The following is a 17672-nucleotide window of genomic DNA, read 5'->3' on the forward strand; positions in this document are numbered from 1 at the left end:
GCTTGCTGTAACTAACAGTATATAGAAGTTTTTTGTTTAGGAAACGAAACATTTTTTAGATGATTGTTAGCATAAATCAGCGAAAGGTAGTACTTTCGTAAAACCAAAAACATCTATAACGGCTACGAAAAAGTGTATGGTAAGACAGATTATTTTATATATTTCTCTGTTATTGTCACTCTCCTTACAGGCACAACCTGAAAAGGAGAATATTTCTGTAACCGACAGCGTGCAGGAAGATTCTGTAAGTATCGCCAAACCAAACGCTTTCAAAAGAGCTATCAAGAAATTCATGAATTTCAGTGATTTTGATACGCTTTACATCAGTCCCAACCGCTACAATTATGCATTAATGACTACGCATTTCAGCAACTTCGAGTATTATTCGGTCACCAGTGAGTTGCCTCAGCCACAGAAACTCAGTTTTTCTCCTAATCCACATAACAAGATAGGACTATACTTCGGTTGGAGATGGATTTTTCTGGGATGGTCTGTCGATGTCGATGATATTTATCGTAAGACAAACCGCAAGAATAAAGGGACAGAGTTTGATTTAAGCCTTTACAGTTCCAAGTTGGGCGTAGACATCTTCTACCGCCGTACAGGTAACAATTATAAGATTCATAAAATCAGGGGATTCTATGACGAGATTCCTTCCAATTATTCCGAAAACTTCAACGGACTGAAAGTGGATATCAAAGGACTGAATTTATATTATATATTCAATAACCGGAAGTTCTCTTATCCTGCCGCTTTCAGCCAGTCGACCAACCAACGGCGTAATGCAGGAACATTCATCGCAGGTTTCTCTATCTCCAAACATAATCTTGACTTTGATTATCAGCAACTGCCGGAATATATACAGGAGAGGATGAATCCCGGAATGAAAGTCAACAAGATAAAATATACCAATGCCAATATCAGTTTCGGCTATGCCTACAACTGGGTATTCGCACGCAATTGCCTGGCATGTCTCTCTCTCACCCCCGCCATTGCCTATAAGGCTTCCGACGTAGACGCGGAAACCCACGAAGGAAAACAATGGTACAGCAAGTTCAATCTCGATTTTCTGATTCGTGCAGGCATTGTCTACAATAACGGGAAATATTTTGTCGGCTCGTCTTTTGTAGGGAAAAACTATAATTACCACCGGAACAATTTCTCATTGGACAACGGATTCGGTACACTTCAGATATATGCAGGATTCAACTTCCATTTGCGCAAGGAATACAGGAAGAAGAAATAAAAATGCATACATCAGAAAGCGCAAACTTGCTTGCTTATCCAAAGAATCTTTGTACATTTGCCCCGTTCTTTTCTTTAAAAACAAGAACTAAATGAAAAAACAACGTCATATACAGACCACACGCACCTTTCTTTCCCGCTTCCGCTACTGGGGCAGAAAGAATTATGCCGCTTTCGCGAGCATGGGACGTGAATTCCAAATTGGTCATCTGCATATCAATGTGGTGGACGTTGCCCTTCGCAAGCAGAATGCTGCACAAACTATCCCTTATCATACATTTATGACACTTCAAGAAATCAAAGACCAAGTGTTGGCAGGCATAGACATATCGCCCGACCAAGCCGCTTGGCTGGCCAACATGGCCGACAGCGAGGCGCTTTATGCCGCCGCGCATGAGATAACCGTCGCACGTGCTTCGCACGAATTCGACATGTGTTCCATCATCAACGCCAAGTCCGGCAGATGTCCGGAGAACTGTAAATGGTGCGCACAATCCTCTCACTACAAGACGCAAGCCGAGGTCTACGACCTCCTTCCCGCCGAAGAATGTCTCCGACAGGCAAAATATAATGAAGCCCAAGACGTCAACCGTTTCTCCCTCGTCACCAGCGGACGGAAGCCCTCTCCCAAACAGATTAGCCAACTTTGTGATACAGTTCGCCACATGCGGCGGCACTCGTCAATTCAGCTTTGCGCTTCGCTAGGCTTGCTCGACGAAGAAGAACTGCGTTCTCTGCATGAAGCAGGCATAACCCGCTATCACTGTAATCTGGAAACTGCTCCTTCCTACTTTTCAACGCTCTGCTCCACTCATACACAGGAACAGAAACTTGCTACTCTCGACGCTGCACGCCGTGTAGGAATGGATATTTGCTGTGGTGGTATCATCGGTATGGGAGAAACGATGGAACAACGGATTGAATTCGCTTTCACTCTGGAAGAACTGAATGTCCAGTCCATTCCTATCAACCTGCTAAGTCCGATACCCGGAACGCCGTTGGAAAACGAAAAGCCTCTAAGTGAAGAAGAGATTCTCAGGACGATTGCCTTGTTCCGTTTCATCAATCCGACGGCCTTTCTGCGTTTTGCCGGCGGACGTTCTCAACTCTCTTCTGAAGCTATGCGCAAGGCATTGTATATCGGCATCAATTCCGCTATTGTGGGTGACCTGCTGACGACGCTAGGTTCTAAAGTTTCGGAAGACAAGAAGATGATCCAGGAAGAAGGGTATCATTTCGCAAGTTCACAGTTCGACCGCGAACATATATGGCATCCCTATACTTCTACTACCGACCCGCTTCCGGTTTATAAAGTGAAACGGGCGGATGGTGCTACCATTACCCTTGAAGACGGACGGACACTTATTGAAGGAATGTCATCCTGGTGGTGTGCCGTGCATGGATACAATCATCCGGTATTGAACCAGGCGGCAAAAGACCAACTGGATAAAATGTCTCATGTGATGTTCGGTGGATTGACACATGAACCCGCTATTAAATTGGGGAAATTACTATTACCATTGGTTCCGCCATCCATGCAGAAGATATTCTATGCAGACTCCGGTTCGGTAGCCGTTGAAGTTGCCTTGAAGATGGCTGTACAATACTGGTATGCAGCAGGAAAGCCGGATAAGAATAATTTTGTAACTATCCGCTCCGGCTATCATGGTGATACCTGGAATGCCATGTCCATATGCGACCCGGTGACGGGAATGCATAGCCTCTTCGGCTCGGCACTTCCCGTCCGTCATTTTGTTCCGGCTCCGACTTCCCGATTTGACGGGGAGTGGAATCCTGAAGATATTATCCCTTTGCGGGAGACGATTGAAAAACATTCGGAAGAATTAGCGGCACTGATTCTTGAACCGATTGTGCAGGGAGCAGGCGGTATGTGGTTTTATCATCCGCAATACCTGCGCGAAGCGGAAAAGCTCTGCCGGGAACACGGACTTCTTCTCATCTTCGATGAAATAGCAACGGGATTCGGACGGACAGGCAAACTTTTCGCCTGGGAACACGCCGGAGTAGAACCGGATATTATGTGTATCGGAAAAGCATTGACCGGCGGATATATGACGCTTTCTGCGGTTTTGGCAAGTAATCAGGTGGCAGATACCATCTCCAACCATGCGCCGGGGGCCTTTATGCACGGGCCTACCTTTATGGGAAATCCACTCGCTTGTGCGGTGGCTTGCGCATCAGTCCGCTTGCTGATTGAATCCGGTTGGCAGGAGAATGTAAAACGAATCGAAGCCCAATTAAAAGAAGAATTGGCACCTGCACGGGAGTTGCCACAAGTAGCTGATGTAAGGATACTAGGGGCAATCGGAGTCATTGAAATGAAGCGTCCGGTGAATATGGCATATATGCAACAACGCTTTGTGGAAGAAGGAATTTGGGTACGTCCATTCGGCAAACTGGTTTATCTGATGCCGCCTTTCATGATTACTCCCAAACAACTAAGTAAATTGACTTCCGGATTACTCAAAGTTATTCAAAAAAGATGACATACAAAGGCAAGATTTTCTCATCTTCTCCCTAAAGTTCGTTCCTCGGTGAGCAAAGGGCTGTTCCTCGGTGAGGAAAGGGTCGTTCCCCGGTGAGGAAGACTGCCTTCATCGGTGAGGAACTTACAGGGTATTTCGTAGATACAATAAGTATCTCATAAACAATAAATTATGTTTTCTATTCATCCTATAATCAATACCAGTTATCAAAAATCATAAATAATGACATTAGACTTTATAAATCAGGAGCTTCTTGTTCTAAAAGAGAAGAAGAACTATCGCTCTCTCCCACCACTTATCCACGATGGACGGGATGTTATTCTGAACGGACAACGAATGTTGAATCTGTCTTCCAACGATTATCTCGGACTGGCTAATGATGTATCATTAAGAGAGGAGTTCTTAAAGACGATTACTCCCGAAACCTTTCTACCTAGTTCCTCTTCTTCCCGGTTGCTGACAGGTAACTTTTCCGATTATCAAGCGTTGGAGCAACAACTGACAGCTATGTTCGGAACAGAAAGCGCACTTATATTCAATAGTGGTTATCATGCCAATACAGGGATTCTTCCTGCCGTCAGCAATGCGCAGACATTGATTCTTGCGGATAAACTGGTACATGCCAGTCTGATAGACGGAATCAGATTGTCATCCGCAAAATGTATCCGGTATCGCCACAATGACTTATCCCAATTGCAACGACTGATTTCTGAGAATCACAACGCATATGAGCAAATCATTATTGTTACCGAAAGCATATTCAGTATGGACGGAGACGAAGCTGACCTTCGCGCTCTTGTCCAATTAAAAAAGGACTATTCCAATATTCTTCTTTATGTGGACGAAGCACATGCTTTCGGCGTACGGGGAGACAACGGATTAGGATGCGCTGAAGAACAGGACTGTATCAACGATATAGACTTTCTGGTAGGAACATTCGGGAAAGCGATAGCCTCAGCAGGCGCTTACATTGTCTGCCGACAAGTTATCCGGGAATATCTAATCAACAAGATGCGCACGTTTATATTCACAACAGCCCTTCCGCCTATAAATATTCAATGGACTTCGTGGATATTAAAACATCTGCCCGCTCTCCAACAGAAGAGAACTCATTTGCTGCGAATCAGCAACAAACTAAAGACTGCGCTTGCCGACAAAGGATATAACTGCCCTTCGGTAAGCCATATTGTCCCTATGATTGTCGGAGCAAGTGAAAATACTATATGCAAAGCAGAAGAAATCCAACGCAAAGGATTCTACGCATTGCCTGTACGTCCGCCTACGGTTCCCGAAGGGACATCACGTATCCGCTTCTCATTGACAGCGGACATCACCGAACATGAAATCGACCAACTCATAAAACTGATAAACGGATGAAACAACATTTTATCATAAAGAACAATCAAAAGCATCTACTGCTTTTCTTCGCAGGCTGGGGAATGGATGAAACTCCATTTTTGCAAATCCGACCGACCGATAAGGATTGGATGATTTGCTATGATTATCGTTCATTGGAGTTCGATGCCGGCATCTTACAGGAGTATTCCGAAATCACCCTCATCGCCTGGTCAATGGGAGTATGGGCAGCTTCTCAGATAATGAAACAATATCCATCCCTGCCCCTCTTCCAAAGTATCGCTATCAACGGCACTCTTTATCCTATACACGAAACGAAAGGGATTACCCCTTCCATTTTCGAAGGAACCCTGCAAGGATTGAACGAACAATCCCTGCAAAAGTTTCAAAGACGCATGTGTGGCTCAATAGCCGATTACAAGGTTTTTCAGACAGTAGCTCCCCAACGTCCCGTTGAAGAACTTAAAGAAGAGCTTGCTGCCATACAAAAGCAATACTTATCATTGCCACCGTCGGACTTTACATGGCAAAGAGCCATCATAGGAAAGAACGACCGTATCTTCCTGCCGGATAACCAATGGCTGGCATGGAGAAATAAAGTGGATTCCCTTGAATATGCAGAAGCCGCCCACTATCAACAAGAACTCTTTCATAACGTAATCATGCAAATCAACTAATTATTGATTTATGGATAAACAACTAATTGCCGAACGTTTCTCTAAAGCCATTCCCACCTATCCGCAGGAAGCAAACGTACAGCGGCAGATTGCAGATAAAATGATTCACCTGCTTACAGAACACATATCCTTTCCCTGTTCTAAAGTAATTGAGTTCGGATGCGGCACAGGAATTTACTCCCGTATGCTGCTCCAGGCTCTACGACCGGAAGAATTATTGCTAAACGACCTTTGCCCGGAAATGAAGTATTGCTGTGAGGATATATTAAGAAAGGAACAGGTTTCCTTTCTTCCGGGAGATGCAGAAACAGTTCCTTTCCCTGCTGAAAGCACATTGATAACTTCCTGTTCAGCTCTGCAATGGTTCGAATCTCCTGAAAACTTTTTCAAAAGATGCAATGCTTTACTCAATAAGCAAGGCTATTTTGCTTTCAGCACTTTCGGGAAAGAGAATATGAAGGAGATACGTAAACTAACAGGAAGCGGTCTTCCTTATCGTTCACGAGAAGAACTTGTAACAGCCTTGTCGCCCCACTTTGACATACTCTATTCGGAAGAAGAACTTATTCCTCTTTCGTTCGATAACCCACTAAAAGTGCTTTATCATTTGAAACAGACAGGAGTAACCGGCATATCCGGCTCACCTTCCCAACAACTGCGAACACGTCGTGACTTGCAGTTATTCAGTGAACGTTACACACAAGAATTTACCCAAGGCACTTCAGTGTCCCTGACCTATCATCCTATTTATATCATCGCAAAAAAGAAGAAAGTATGAAACAAAATGTATATTTCGTAAGCGGTATCGACACCGATGCCGGCAAGAGCTACGCCACCGGATTCCTAGCCCGTGAATGGAACAAGAACGGACAGCGTACCATCACTCAAAAATTCATCCAGACAGGAAACGTCGGTCATTCCGAAGACATCGATTTGCATCGTCGTATTATGGGAATTCCCTTCACTAAAGAAGATGAAGAAAAACTCACTATGCCAGAGATTTTCTCCTATCCCGCTTCTCCGCATCTTGCTTCCCAACTGGATAACCGCCCTATCGACTTCGATAAAATCAAACGTGCCACTGAAGAACTGAGTGAACGCTATGACTCTGTCCTGCTCGAAGGCGCAGGCGGACTAATGGTTCCATTAACCACTGAACTTCTGACAATAGACTATATCGCCCAAGAGAACTATCCGCTTATCTTTGTCACTTCCGGCAAATTGGGAAGCATCAATCATACCCTGCTTAGTCTTGAAGCCATACAAAAGCGCGGTATTGTACTGGATACAGTACTTTATAATATGTATCCTACCGTAAAAGATAAAACGATTCAGAATGATACGATGAACTTCATTCAAAACTGGTTGAAGAAATATTTCCCGGATACGAAGTTTATATTGGTTCCGGAAATAAAAGAATAAAAGACTTCTGACTTCAAAAGACTAACCTCACTATTTACCGGGCTAGTTTTTTGTTTCTACAATCCACTTCTCAATATTACGGGTTTCCGCACTGAAATTCACCCCTATCTTAAAGAGTTTACGTTCATCCATTTCGAAAGGAAGAGCGTAACGCTTGTCGTTAATTTGCTGCAAAGCCTCTTCGGCTGTGCCATTCAGTTTAAACTCCATTATATAGATGAATTTATCAGTCCGCAAGACAAGGTCAATGCGCCCGTCACTCGTATTATATTCCACGTTGACGTAGAAGCCGACCAGTTTAAAAACAATGAATAATACATTCTCGTAATGCAATTCCTGGTCACGAATCACTTCGTAGGTAGTATCCGCAAAGAAACTCTGCAAGCGGCGGAAGAAAGAGTTATAATCTCCCGATTCCACCTCACGAACAAACTTCTGAATTTCAAACGGAGACTCTACTTTATTAACATTTGCATAAAAAGGAAGCAAAAAACGAACAAATCCTTCTTCCACTTCACGGTTGGGAAAACCCAAACGATACATACCAAAACGTTCATCATACCCCTTGATAGTGAGGTATCCACTTTGATAAATCACCGGAATAGGATTGGTAGATTCAGAGTCAATGCTGTTCAGCACTTGCACATCGGTTTCTTCATGTGCCATCCGTTCCAGGTCATAATGATGTTTTTTCAGTAACTTCACCAAATAGGTAGGCGTACCCGTTTCAAACCAATAACTGCCGAACTCCTTGCGTTTGAAAGCGTTAAGCAGACTGAATGGGTTGTACATGCCGATTGAATTGTGCGTAAAATGATAACCGTCATAACACTCTCTCAGTTCTTCACAGAGTTTGTCATACGTTATACCTTGCGCTGCTGCAAATTCATGGAGTTCTGTTTCCAGATTTTCGTGAATTTCACGCTCGCTGACACCGCATATTTCGATATACTCATTCCACATTGAAATATCATCCAGATTGTTCAAGTCACTGAATACACTGACTTTGCCAAACTTTGTCACACCGGTAAGGAATGCAAACTTAATGCAGCCGTCCATTGTTTTGAGCGCTCCATAGAACGGTTTCAAGGTATTTCGGAATTGTTCTTGAAGTTCCTCATTACCAATGGCCTGCAACATAGGTTTATCATATTCGTCAACCAAAATGACCACACGTTGCCCTGCCAATTTACAGGCACGCTCTATGATACCGGCGAAACGCAAGGAAAACGAACGTTCGGACGGCTCGGCACCGTAAAGTTTCTCCCACGCTGTCAGCGATTTATCAAGTATATTATTCAGACTTTCCAGTGTGTCATACTTTTCAATATTAAGGTCGAGATGCAATATAGGATATTTAATCCAGTCTTTTTCCAACTTTTCTACTGCCAGTCCTTCAAACAGCTCCTTCTTTCCTTGAAAGTAAGCCTCTAAGGTAGAGATGAGCAGACTCTTTCCGAAACGGCGCGGACGACTCAAAAAGTAATAACGCCCAGTCTTTACCATTTGATATATCAATGCCGTTTTATCAATATAGAAATAGCCATCCTGACGAAGGCTTTCAAAATTCTGAATACCGATAGGATAAATTTTATTGCTCATACTCTCTGCTTTTATAAATCAATACCTGTCTTGCAAAGATATATATTTTTAATAGAACTCTTTATTCGTAGAGGGTTAAAAGATTCTGTTCCGCAATTCATTCTGTACATCTGCCAAAAAATTCAATGCTTGCAAAGGGGTGGATTGCGACAAGACTTCGACGCCTGCCGCCGCGATACGTCGAAACGACTATTTCCTCGGTGAGGAACGGAGTCTTCCTTTTAAAGGAACAGCGCCTTGGTTTTAAACCAAAACAGGCAGTAGTAACAAATTATATATCAACCTCTTACAGTACAAAAATCCCGTTCCTATTCATCTCACACACATCAGCCCGGTGATAGAAAAGGAGATAGAGACGGAGATGAAGGAAGAAAATAGAATAAACTCCCTCTAATCTTCATATAAACAGAAAGACCACTTCTCCAACGCCCTTCTCAATATCTTATCCGAAATCGGTTTCGTCACAAAATCATTGCAGCCGGCTTCTAAAGCCAGTTCCTTATCCGCTTCAAAAGCATATGCTGTCAGAGCGATAATAGGAATATCTTTGGAATAAGAACGGATGATATGAGTAGCTTCCAAACCATTCATGCGCGGCATTTTTATATCCATCAGAATCAAGTCCGGACAATACTGTTTGTACATTTCTACGGCTTCAAATCCATCTTTAGCCCAAAGTAAAGTATAATCCTTTCCTATCATATTCTTTAGCAGGATAAAGTTACTTTCTACATCTTCGGCAACCAGAATCCTCTTCACTTGTTGCGAACGACTTACCGGATTGCTTTTAGGTTCCGTTCTCGTTACCTTGAAAAGCGTTCCCGATTCTCCCACTTCCTCACAGGGGATTGTAAAATAGAAAGTCGAACCTTTACCCAGTTCGGAATTCACGCCTATTTCTCCACCAATCTTTTCAATAATCATCCGGCAGATAGAAAGTCCCAAACCTGTGCCTTGCGCAAAACTGTTCAGTTTGACAAAACGGTCGAAAATATGGTCTACCTTTTCCGGTTCTATTCCGATTCCCGTATCTTTCACATATACGCGAATCTTTTGTTCCATTCGCTCAAAGCCAAAGCGAATCTCACCCGTATAAGTGAACTTACTTGCGTTGGTGATAAAATTCGTTATCACCTGCATGATGCGATTCGGGTCACCTTCCATTAGTAGGTCTTCTTCTCCATTATCAAAGATAAGATTCACCCCTTCTTTCACACGTTCCTTATGAACCGTATAAATCGTTCGGCACGCTTCACCGAGATTCATCGGACGTTTCACATACTCCAATGTACCCGCTTCTATCTTCGATAAATCCAATATATCATTAATTAGCTGCAACAGAATATCCGAATTCTGATTGATAATATCCGAATAAAGTTTCTTTTCCTCGGCAGTATTGGCGGCAGGCAGCAATTGAGAGAATCCGACAATCGCATTGAGCGGTGTCCGTATCTCATGGCTCATATTGGCCAGGAAAGCACTCTTCAGCCGGTCAGACTGTTCGGCTTTAATCCGCGCTTTGATAAGTTCCTGCTCAATATTCTGAAGATTGGTGACATCCCAGGAGATACCAATCAATAACGGTTCACGCCCTTCCATCGGGACAAGCGCTTTCAACGTCTGCACGATACGTGCTTCTCCCGAAACCGTCAGATAAGTTTCCTGCATATCAATGCGCTTATGAGTGCGAAGCAGTTCCAAATCATCCTTACGGAACTTTTCCGCATCCTCATGCAAGGAGAATATCTCAAAGTCCGTATGCCCTATCGCTTTGGAAGCAGGGATACCGGAATGGTCGGCAAAAGCCTTGTTCCAATACAAATATCTAAGTTCATCTTCCGGGTCTTTCACAAACAGGTAAACAGGGATATTATTCAAAATACCATCCAATAACTGATTCAGTTCGCGAAGCTCATCCCGCTTCTTTATCACATCCGTAATATCCTGGGTAAAGAACCAAACAAGCTCCTGGTCATTCTCATGAATCAGGAAAGTAGACACTTGATGAATCCTTTTCTTATCGTCCCCCACACGCACATACGCGGCACGGTAAGCAAAACTACCATCGTTGTCACGTATTTCCTGAAGCCGCTTTCCCCACGCCTCTTTCGTTTTCATGGAGACAGGCAAGTCATACACCTTTTGCGTACCCATCTCTCCGGTTACTCCGTATTCTTCTATAAATTGCTTATTGGCATACACCAGCGTCCCATCTTCTGCCACGGCAAGAATACTGTCGCTCACTTTATCGAGTACACTCTTGAATACTTCCAGTTGCCTTTGCGTAGCCACCCCTTCCGTTATATCACGGCACATAATCAACACATATTCCTTATCCAACGGGAAAATACGGTTTTCGTAATAATGATGCCTGCCATTAAAATCCAGTTCATGGTGCGCAGCCGAAACGGTTCCTGTAGTAATCGCATGATGCATATTGGAATGTATATTCTGATAGGCTTCCGGGGGCACCATATCACACATGTGCATTCCCACAAAATCCTTGTTTGTCACTCCGACGTGATTGGTTTCTTCGTTGGACACGACTTCAATCCCCACTTCCTTGTGATTAAAGACTGTCAGCATATCCGGCAGAGAATCCAGTATCTTTACAGCATATTTTTCCTTGAAACTAATGGAGTTATCCTCCTCTTTCTCTTGTTTGAGGGACAGAAGCTCCTTCCTGAGTTGCTCATTCTCTTTTCTGAGTGCCTCTAATTGCTCTGCTAATGCTTCCCTTGTTTGTTGACTGTTCATGGTATAACGGATAAATACGTACTTATCTGCCAAAAGTAAATATTTATTTGGAGATAAGCACGTAAAATCCCATTTATTTTCCAAGAATCATTCAATCACCATGATTCGGTCATTTAATCCCACTTTCATGCCGTCTTCCACGAACACTTCTTTTACAACACCGTCCGTCACCGAACGTATCTCGTTCTCCATCTTCATAGCCACCAATACACAAAGCGGATCACCGCGTTTCACGCTGTTCCCTTTCTTCACATACGTTTTCAGTATGACTCCCGGCATAGGAGCCTGCACTACCTGCCGTCCTACCGACTCGGCAGCAGAACGTGCATTGTGTATCTTCTCCATCTCTCCTTGTAATTCAATCTGATACAATTCCCCCTTATTCATTATCGTATAAGAATTGTTGGAAGAAGGAGAAATCTGCACCCCATGCGAATGATGGTCGATAATAATCGAATGAATGGAGTCACCCCCCATATTATAATCGACCTCATATACTTTACCATTGACCGCAATCTTCTTGATTGGCCCGTCTTCCAAGATTTCCACCTTATATTCACTGTCCGGCATATCCTGAAGTCTGGCATAATATGTAGCTAATGTTGTACCCATAACCTGCACTATTATTTTTTAATTTTTAATTCTCAATTCTCAATTTAATAAGATTCTCAATTTAATAATTATTGGCTGTCATCTGCAACTTACCGTAATACTTCCAAAGCGATTCCCCCACCACCGGCAGAGTCGTGGCACGCGAAGCCGCTTCCTTCTCCCGTTCGTAGTGCCGCACCGCGGCCGCAATGACAGCTACCGTCGGGTCGGTATTCTGGCGGCGTTTCAAGTCTTCCTTATCAAAGCGCGTATCAATAAACGTCGTATCATATTCGCCTTTCAGGAAAGCGACATTCTTCAACACACGCTGATGGAAAGGAATAGTGGTCTTGATTCCCAGAATCTTATACTCACGCAAGGCACGAGCCATATTCGAGATGGCCGATTCGCGGGTACGTCCCCAACAGCAGAGTTTTGCAATCATCGGGTCATAATGCAGCGAGACCTCAAATCCGGCATAAGCCGCACTATCCAGACGCAGGTTACGCCCTTCGGGAGCTTCACGAACCGTAATCACACCGGGAGAAGGCATAAAGTTATTCTCCGGATCCTCCGCATAAATACGACATTCAATAGCAGCCCCGCTAAACTTTATATCATCCTGTTTGTAAGGTAGAGGATTACCCGCAGCCACCGTTATCATATCACGTACCAAGTCGACACCGGTACATTCTTCCGTCACCGGATGTTCCACCTGCAAACGAGTATTCATTTCAAGAAAGTAGAAATTCTGCTCCTTATCCATCATAAACTCCAGGGTTCCGGCACTATAATAACCGATTCTCTTACAGGCTTCCACTGCCACTTTCAGCATCTTCTTCCGAGTCTCTTCCTTTACAAAAGGAGACGGAGATTCTTCAATCACCTTCTGATTACGTCGTTGAATAGAACATTCACGTTCACCCAAATGAACCACATTTCCATATTTATCGCCCATAATCTGCACTTCGATATGGTGCGGATTCTCTATATACTTTTCGATATAGACAGCATCATTGCCAAACGATGTCCCCGCTTCGGACTGGGAGAGCCGGAGAGCCGTTTCCGCTTCCTCTTCGGAACGCACCAGGCGCATCCCCTTTCCCCCGCCGCCGGCAAGTGCTTTCAGCATAATGGGATAACCTACTTCATTGGCAACTTTCTTCACTTCATCAATTCCCTGTACAGGCGTCTCCGTTCCGGGAACAATCGGCAGTCCGGCTTCACGCATAATCTTACGCGCTTCCGTCTTGATTCCCATTCTGGCGATAATATCCGCACTCGGCCCGATAAAAATCACCCCTTCCTCTTCACAGCGACGGGCAAAGTCCGCATTTTCCGACAGGAAACCATATCCCGGATGAATGGCCGCCCCGGTCTTTTTGGCGATAGCCAATATCAGTTCCGGTTTCAGATAAGAAGTATCTTCGGGCGATTCGGAGATGCAATAAGCCTCTTCCGCATAGCGGACGTGCAAAGCTCCGCGGTCAACGTGTGTATAAACAGCCACCGTCGAGATATTCATCACCCGGCATGTACGGAAGATACGCATCGCTATTTCCCCCCGGTTGGCTACTAATATTTTCTTTATCATAATCTTTTTCTTTTTAATGAACACTCTTCATTCTCAGCTCTCCACTCTCAATTTATTAAAGCGGAATATTAGAATGTTTCTTGGGCGGATTGGACTGCCGCTTGTTGGCAAGCATCTCGAAACTGCGAATCAGGCGCAGGCGGGTTACCGCCGGGTCAATCACTTCATCCACATAGCCCAGCTCCGCCGCACGATAAGGATTGGCAAACTTCTCGCGATAATCGTCTTGAAGTTCTTTCCGTTTCTCGTCGGGTGTCTGCGACTTCTCTATCTCTTTCCTGAACAGGATATTCACCGCACCGTCCGGCCCCATAACGGCAATCTCGGCAGTAGGGAAAGCCAGGTTCACATCACCGCGGATATGCTTGGAGCTCATTACATCATAAGCGCCGCCGTATGCCTTGCGGGTAATCACCGTAACTTTGGGCACGGTAGCTTCACAATAGGCATAAAGTAATTTCGCGCCATTACGGATAATACCGCCATATTCCTGGTCTACTCCCGGCATGAATCCCGGCACATCGACCAACGTCAGCAAAGGAATATTGAAAGCATCGCAGAAGCGGACAAAACGGGCTGCTTTGACAGAAGCGTTAATATCCAACGTACCAGCCAGCACCAACGGCTGATTGGCAACCACTCCCACTGTCTTTCCGTTCAGACGAATATATCCGTGACGATGTTCGGGGCAAATTCCGACTGCAATTCGAAGAAATTATTATCATCGGCTACAGCTTCAATCATCTCCTTTATATTATAAGGTTGGTTCGGATTGGTGGGAATAAGGTTGGAGAGTTCCGGCGTCAGGCGGGTCGGCGAATCGCTGGTAGCAACAAACGGGGGTTCTTCCATATTATTTCCGGGAAGATAGGAAATCAGTTCGCGGATATAGTTGATACATTCAATATCATTCTCGGCAGAAAGATGGGCTACGCCGGACTTGGTCATATGAACGCCTACTCCGCCAAGGTCGTCCTTGCTCACCTCTTCCTGCGTCACACTTTTCACGACATCGGGGCCGGTAATAAACATATATCCCGAATTCTTCACCATCAGGATAAAATCGGTCAGTGCAGGAGAATAAACAGCGCCACCCGCGCAAGGGCCCATAATGGCGCTAATCTGCGGGATGACGCCCGAAGCCATCGAGTTGCGGAGAAATATCTCGGCATATCCCGCCAAAGAACGGACTCCCTCTTGAATACGTGCACCGCCGGAATCATTCAGCCCGATGATAGGAGCTCCCATCTGCATCGCCATGTCCATCACTTTGCAGATTTTCTTGGCATGCGTCTCGGACAAGGCGCCGCCGAAGACTGTGAAGTCCTGCGCAAAGACATAGACTAGCCGTTTGCCAATCATGCCATATCCCGTCACCACGCCATCACCCGCAAATTTCTGCTTCTCCATGCCGAAATCGGTACAGCGATGAGTTACCAACTTGTCCAGTTCGATAAACGAACCTTTCTCCAACAGTAAATCGATACGTTCACGGGCGGTCAGCTTGCCCACGGAATGTTGTTTTTCAATGCGGGCGTCTCCGCCGCCTTTTTCTGCTTTTCTGTTCAGTTCTTCCAGATTCTTGATAAGCTCTTTCATAGGCTCTATTTATTTAAATTACACAAAGGCACTTTTATATAATAAACGTACGATATTCCGAAAATGTTAGCGTTTATGTCTTTAAACATAATTTATCGGCAAAAACTCTTTTTTACGGGCGACGTCAACAATCACCCACCTTTGCTTGTTTAGCATTCATCATTTTAATAAAACCTAGACCCTAACGAAAATGAGAACAGTTAAATTTCTATTAGCAGCCTGTTTCCTGCTCGCACTCGGCACAAGTATTCGCGCTCAAGTGCAGCAGAATGAAACTTACTTACCCAAATTTGCAATCAAGACCAATGCCCTCTATTGGGCAACCACCACTCCCAACCTTGGCTTCGAAGTAGGACTGGCGAAGAAACTCACCCTCGATGTGTCCGGCAATTACAATCCGTGGGAATTCGGAAACGACCGTCAGTTAAAACACTGGCTTGTCCAACCGGAACTACGCTACTGGCTCTGCGAACGCTTCAACGGAAGTTTCTTCGGACTGCACGGACATTACGGAGAAATGAATGTCAGCAATCTGAATTTCCTCGGACTGGGACACGACCGCTATGAGGGTAACTTCTACGGAGCCGGTATCTCTTATGGTTATCAATGGCTGATCAGTAAGCGCTGGAGCATGGAAGCAACGATTGGTGTGGGATATGCTCATCTGAAATATGACAAATATGCCAGCAACAACAAATGTGAAAAACTCGGTCACAAAAACCGCAATTACTTCGGTCCGACCAAAGTCGGCCTCAGCTTCATTTATATCATCAAATAATCGAACTCTCTAAAACTCACAAGGATGAAAAGAAAAGTTATTTATCTATTTATAGCACTCGTCGCCACCCTGTTACCGGCACACGCCCAGAAATTCCTGAACGATGCACTCACCCTCTCCAATGTATCATTGTGGCAGCAGGGAAATTCCCTCTATGTCGGCATGACCTTCGACATGAAGAACCTTACCATAGGTTCGGCACGAAGCCTGAGCCTCACTCCGTTATTGACAGACGGACAGCATAATGTCCCCCTGCAAGAAATCATCGTCAACGGGAAAAGACGTGAAAAAGCATATATCCGCGGACTGGCTATGACCAAACAGGAGCCTACCGCCATCATCGTTCCTTACAACAAGCGGGAAACATTCAATTATACACAAGTCATCCCCTATAAACCGTGGATGGCGAATGCGTCCCTGCAACTTGTAGAGAACCTGTGCGGATGCGGTAATTATCAGGAAATGAACGCTCAAGAGCTGATTACCAACGACGTATCGACCGAAGCCAAACGGCTGAGTGCCATGTCCCCCATCGTAGCCTATATCCAGCCTACGGTGGAAGTGGTAAAGAATCGTAGCGAACAATACGAAGCGCATCTCGATTTCCCGGTCAACAAGTTTGCCATCCTTACCGACTTTATGAACAATCATGCCGAACTGGTAAATATCCATTCCATGTTCGACAAGATTCAGAATGATAAGAATCTGACTATAAAAGGTATCGGAATTGAAGGTTTTGCCTCTCCCGAAGGTCCGCTGGCGTTCAACGAACAACTGTCCAAGAAGCGTGCGGAAGCTCTGAAAGACTATTTGGTGAAAAACGAAAAAGCGTCTTCCAAACTTTATAAAGTGACTTTCGGCGGCGAAAACTGGGACGGACTGGTGAAAGCTCTCGAATCTTCATCCATGAAGGATAAAGATACGTTCCTGAAAATTATCAGAAATACGACCGACGACGCCAAACGGAAACAGGAAATCATGCGCGTAGGCGGTGGAGTCCCTTATCGTACCATGCTGAAAGAAATCTATCCGGGACTGCGCAAAGTGAATTGCAAGATTGACTATACCGTTGTCAATTTCGATGTGGAACAAGGACGCGTCATCATTATAGAAAATCCGAAATATCTGAGCTTGAATGAAATGTATCAGGTAGCCAACAGTTATCCGAAAGGCAGCAAGGACTTCGTCAATGTATTCGACATCGCCGTACGTATGTATCCTGCGGATGCAGTAGCCAACCTGAATGCAGGAGCAGTCGCCCTGTCACAGAAAGACTTGGACAGAGCAGTGAAATATATGGAAAAAGCAGACCATACGACCGCCGAATTTATAAACAATACCGGAGTCTACAATTTCCTGAACGGAGACATCAGCCGGGCTATGGCAGCCTTCGAGCAAGCTGCCCGATTAGGTAACGAAGCAGCTCAAGCGAACCTGAAACAGTTACAGCAAATATTAAGTGTGAAGATGAAATAGTAAAGTGTAAGATGAAATAGTAAAGTGTAAGATGAAATAAATAGAAAAAATCTATTTGCCGCATCGAC

At 44.6% G+C, this 17672-nt stretch carries 12 protein-coding genes and 1 pseudogene; 8 read left to right on the forward strand and 5 right to left on the reverse strand.

The features are described from left to right. Nucleotides 1-136 precede the first annotated feature (136 nt). The 6 genes from ACGHVY_RS11435 (at nucleotide 137) to bioD (ending at nucleotide 7207) form a co-directional block, all read left to right on the forward strand. Nucleotides 137-1246 carry a DUF4421 domain-containing protein gene (locus ACGHVY_RS11435; protein WP_390599115.1) on the forward strand — a complete coding sequence of 370 codons (1110 nt, stop codon included), beginning with the start codon at nucleotides 137-139 and terminating at the stop codon, nucleotides 1244-1246. Between the two features lie 91 nt (nucleotides 1247-1337). Continuing rightward, a complete protein-coding gene (gene bioA / locus ACGHVY_RS11440; RefSeq protein WP_390599116.1) occupies nucleotides 1338-3752 on the forward strand; it encodes an adenosylmethionine--8-amino-7-oxononanoate transaminase in 2415 nt (804 codons plus the stop codon). Nucleotides 3753-3974: 222 nt separating this feature from the next. Then, nucleotides 3975-5129, forward strand: coding sequence for an 8-amino-7-oxononanoate synthase (locus ACGHVY_RS11445; RefSeq protein ID WP_390599118.1), 1155 nt, complete (start codon nucleotides 3975-3977; stop codon nucleotides 5127-5129). Continuing rightward, entirely contained in the window at nucleotides 5126-5785 is a 660-nt protein-coding gene (locus tag ACGHVY_RS11450) for a DUF452 family protein (protein ID WP_390599120.1), read from the forward strand. The genes ACGHVY_RS11445 and ACGHVY_RS11450 overlap by 4 nt, the downstream gene beginning before the upstream one ends. 10 nt (nucleotides 5786-5795) lie before the next feature. Further along, nucleotides 5796-6563 (forward strand): malonyl-ACP O-methyltransferase BioC, encoded by a 768-nt coding sequence (gene bioC / locus ACGHVY_RS11455; RefSeq protein ID WP_390599122.1) that lies wholly within the window; start codon nucleotides 5796-5798, stop codon nucleotides 6561-6563. Next, nucleotides 6560-7207: a dethiobiotin synthase gene (gene bioD, locus ACGHVY_RS11460; RefSeq protein ID WP_390599124.1), complete on the forward strand. Its 648-nt coding sequence runs from the start codon at nucleotides 6560-6562 to the stop codon at nucleotides 7205-7207. The genes bioC and bioD overlap by 4 nt, the downstream gene beginning before the upstream one ends. A 42-nt stretch (nucleotides 7208-7249) precedes the next feature. On the opposite strand, the gene ACGHVY_RS11465 is transcribed toward bioD, so the two are convergent. From ACGHVY_RS11465 to ACGHVY_RS11485, 5 genes and pseudogenes are all read right to left on the reverse strand, one after another. Beyond that, complete coding sequence (locus ACGHVY_RS11465; protein ID WP_390599126.1) at nucleotides 7250-8809, reverse strand: ATP-binding protein; 1560 nt, start codon at nucleotides 8807-8809, stop codon at nucleotides 7250-7252. A gap of 390 nt (nucleotides 8810-9199) precedes the next feature. Further along, nucleotides 9200-11566 carry a PAS domain-containing protein gene (locus ACGHVY_RS11470; RefSeq protein ID WP_390599678.1) on the reverse strand — a complete coding sequence of 789 codons (2367 nt, stop codon included), beginning with the start codon at nucleotides 11564-11566 and terminating at the stop codon, nucleotides 9200-9202. Nucleotides 11567-11653: 87 nt separating this feature from the next. Continuing rightward, complete coding sequence (locus tag ACGHVY_RS11475; protein WP_390599128.1) at nucleotides 11654-12178, reverse strand: biotin/lipoyl-containing protein; 525 nt, start codon at nucleotides 12176-12178, stop codon at nucleotides 11654-11656. 61 nt (nucleotides 12179-12239) lie between these two features. Then, nucleotides 12240-13751, reverse strand: coding sequence for an acetyl-CoA carboxylase biotin carboxylase subunit (gene accC, locus ACGHVY_RS11480; RefSeq protein WP_308746472.1), 1512 nt, complete (start codon nucleotides 13749-13751; stop codon nucleotides 12240-12242). Nucleotides 13752-13806: 55 nt separating this feature from the next. Beyond that, nucleotides 13807-15350, reverse strand: a pseudogene (locus ACGHVY_RS11485) (acyl-CoA carboxylase subunit beta). Between the two features lie 190 nt (nucleotides 15351-15540). Between ACGHVY_RS11485 and ACGHVY_RS11490 the strand changes: the two are divergent. Both ACGHVY_RS11490 and ACGHVY_RS11495 read left to right on the forward strand, forming a co-directional pair. After that, a complete protein-coding gene (locus ACGHVY_RS11490; protein ID WP_308746470.1) occupies nucleotides 15541-16128 on the forward strand; it encodes a DUF3575 domain-containing protein in 588 nt (195 codons plus the stop codon). Nucleotides 16129-16152: 24 nt separating this feature from the next. Beyond that, on the forward strand, nucleotides 16153-17604 hold the full coding sequence (locus ACGHVY_RS11495) for a DUF3868 domain-containing protein (RefSeq protein WP_308746469.1): 1452 nt from the start codon (nucleotides 16153-16155) through the stop codon (nucleotides 17602-17604). The last annotated feature ends 68 nt before the right edge of the window (nucleotides 17605-17672 follow it).

The sequence above is a fragment of the Bacteroides sp. f07 genome, assembly GCF_042854785.1.
In the GTDB taxonomy this organism is placed as follows: Bacteria; Bacteroidota; Bacteroidia; order Bacteroidales; family Bacteroidaceae; genus Bacteroides.

Bases quoted from the DNA above. Each gene is read 5' to 3' on its own strand.
- accC (WP_308746472.1), bottom strand. From the start codon at position 13,751: ATGATAAAGAAAATATTAGTAGCCAACCGGGGGGAAATAGCGATGCGT.
- ACGHVY_RS11490 (WP_308746470.1), top strand. From the start codon at position 15,541: ATGAGAACAGTTAAATTTCTATTAGCAGCCTGTTTCCTGCTCGCACTC.
- ACGHVY_RS11495 (WP_308746469.1), top strand. From the start codon at position 16,153: ATGAAAAGAAAAGTTATTTATCTATTTATAGCACTCGTCGCCACCCTG.
- ACGHVY_RS11445 (WP_390599118.1), top strand. From the start codon at position 3,975: ATGACATTAGACTTTATAAATCAGGAGCTTCTTGTTCTAAAAGAGAAG.
- ACGHVY_RS11450 (WP_390599120.1), top strand. From the start codon at position 5,126: ATGAAACAACATTTTATCATAAAGAACAATCAAAAGCATCTACTGCTT.
- ACGHVY_RS11475 (WP_390599128.1), bottom strand. From the start codon at position 12,178: ATGGGTACAACATTAGCTACATATTATGCCAGACTTCAGGATATGCCG.
- ACGHVY_RS11435 (WP_390599115.1), top strand. From the start codon at position 137: ATGGTAAGACAGATTATTTTATATATTTCTCTGTTATTGTCACTCTCC.
- bioD (WP_390599124.1), top strand. From the start codon at position 6,560: ATGAAACAAAATGTATATTTCGTAAGCGGTATCGACACCGATGCCGGC.
- ACGHVY_RS11465 (WP_390599126.1), bottom strand. From the start codon at position 8,809: ATGAGCAATAAAATTTATCCTATCGGTATTCAGAATTTTGAAAGCCTT.
- bioC (WP_390599122.1), top strand. From the start codon at position 5,796: ATGGATAAACAACTAATTGCCGAACGTTTCTCTAAAGCCATTCCCACC.
- ACGHVY_RS11470 (WP_390599678.1), bottom strand. From the start codon at position 11,566: ATGAACAGTCAACAAACAAGGGAAGCATTAGCAGAGCAATTAGAGGCA.
- bioA (WP_390599116.1), top strand. From the start codon at position 1,338: ATGAAAAAACAACGTCATATACAGACCACACGCACCTTTCTTTCCCGC.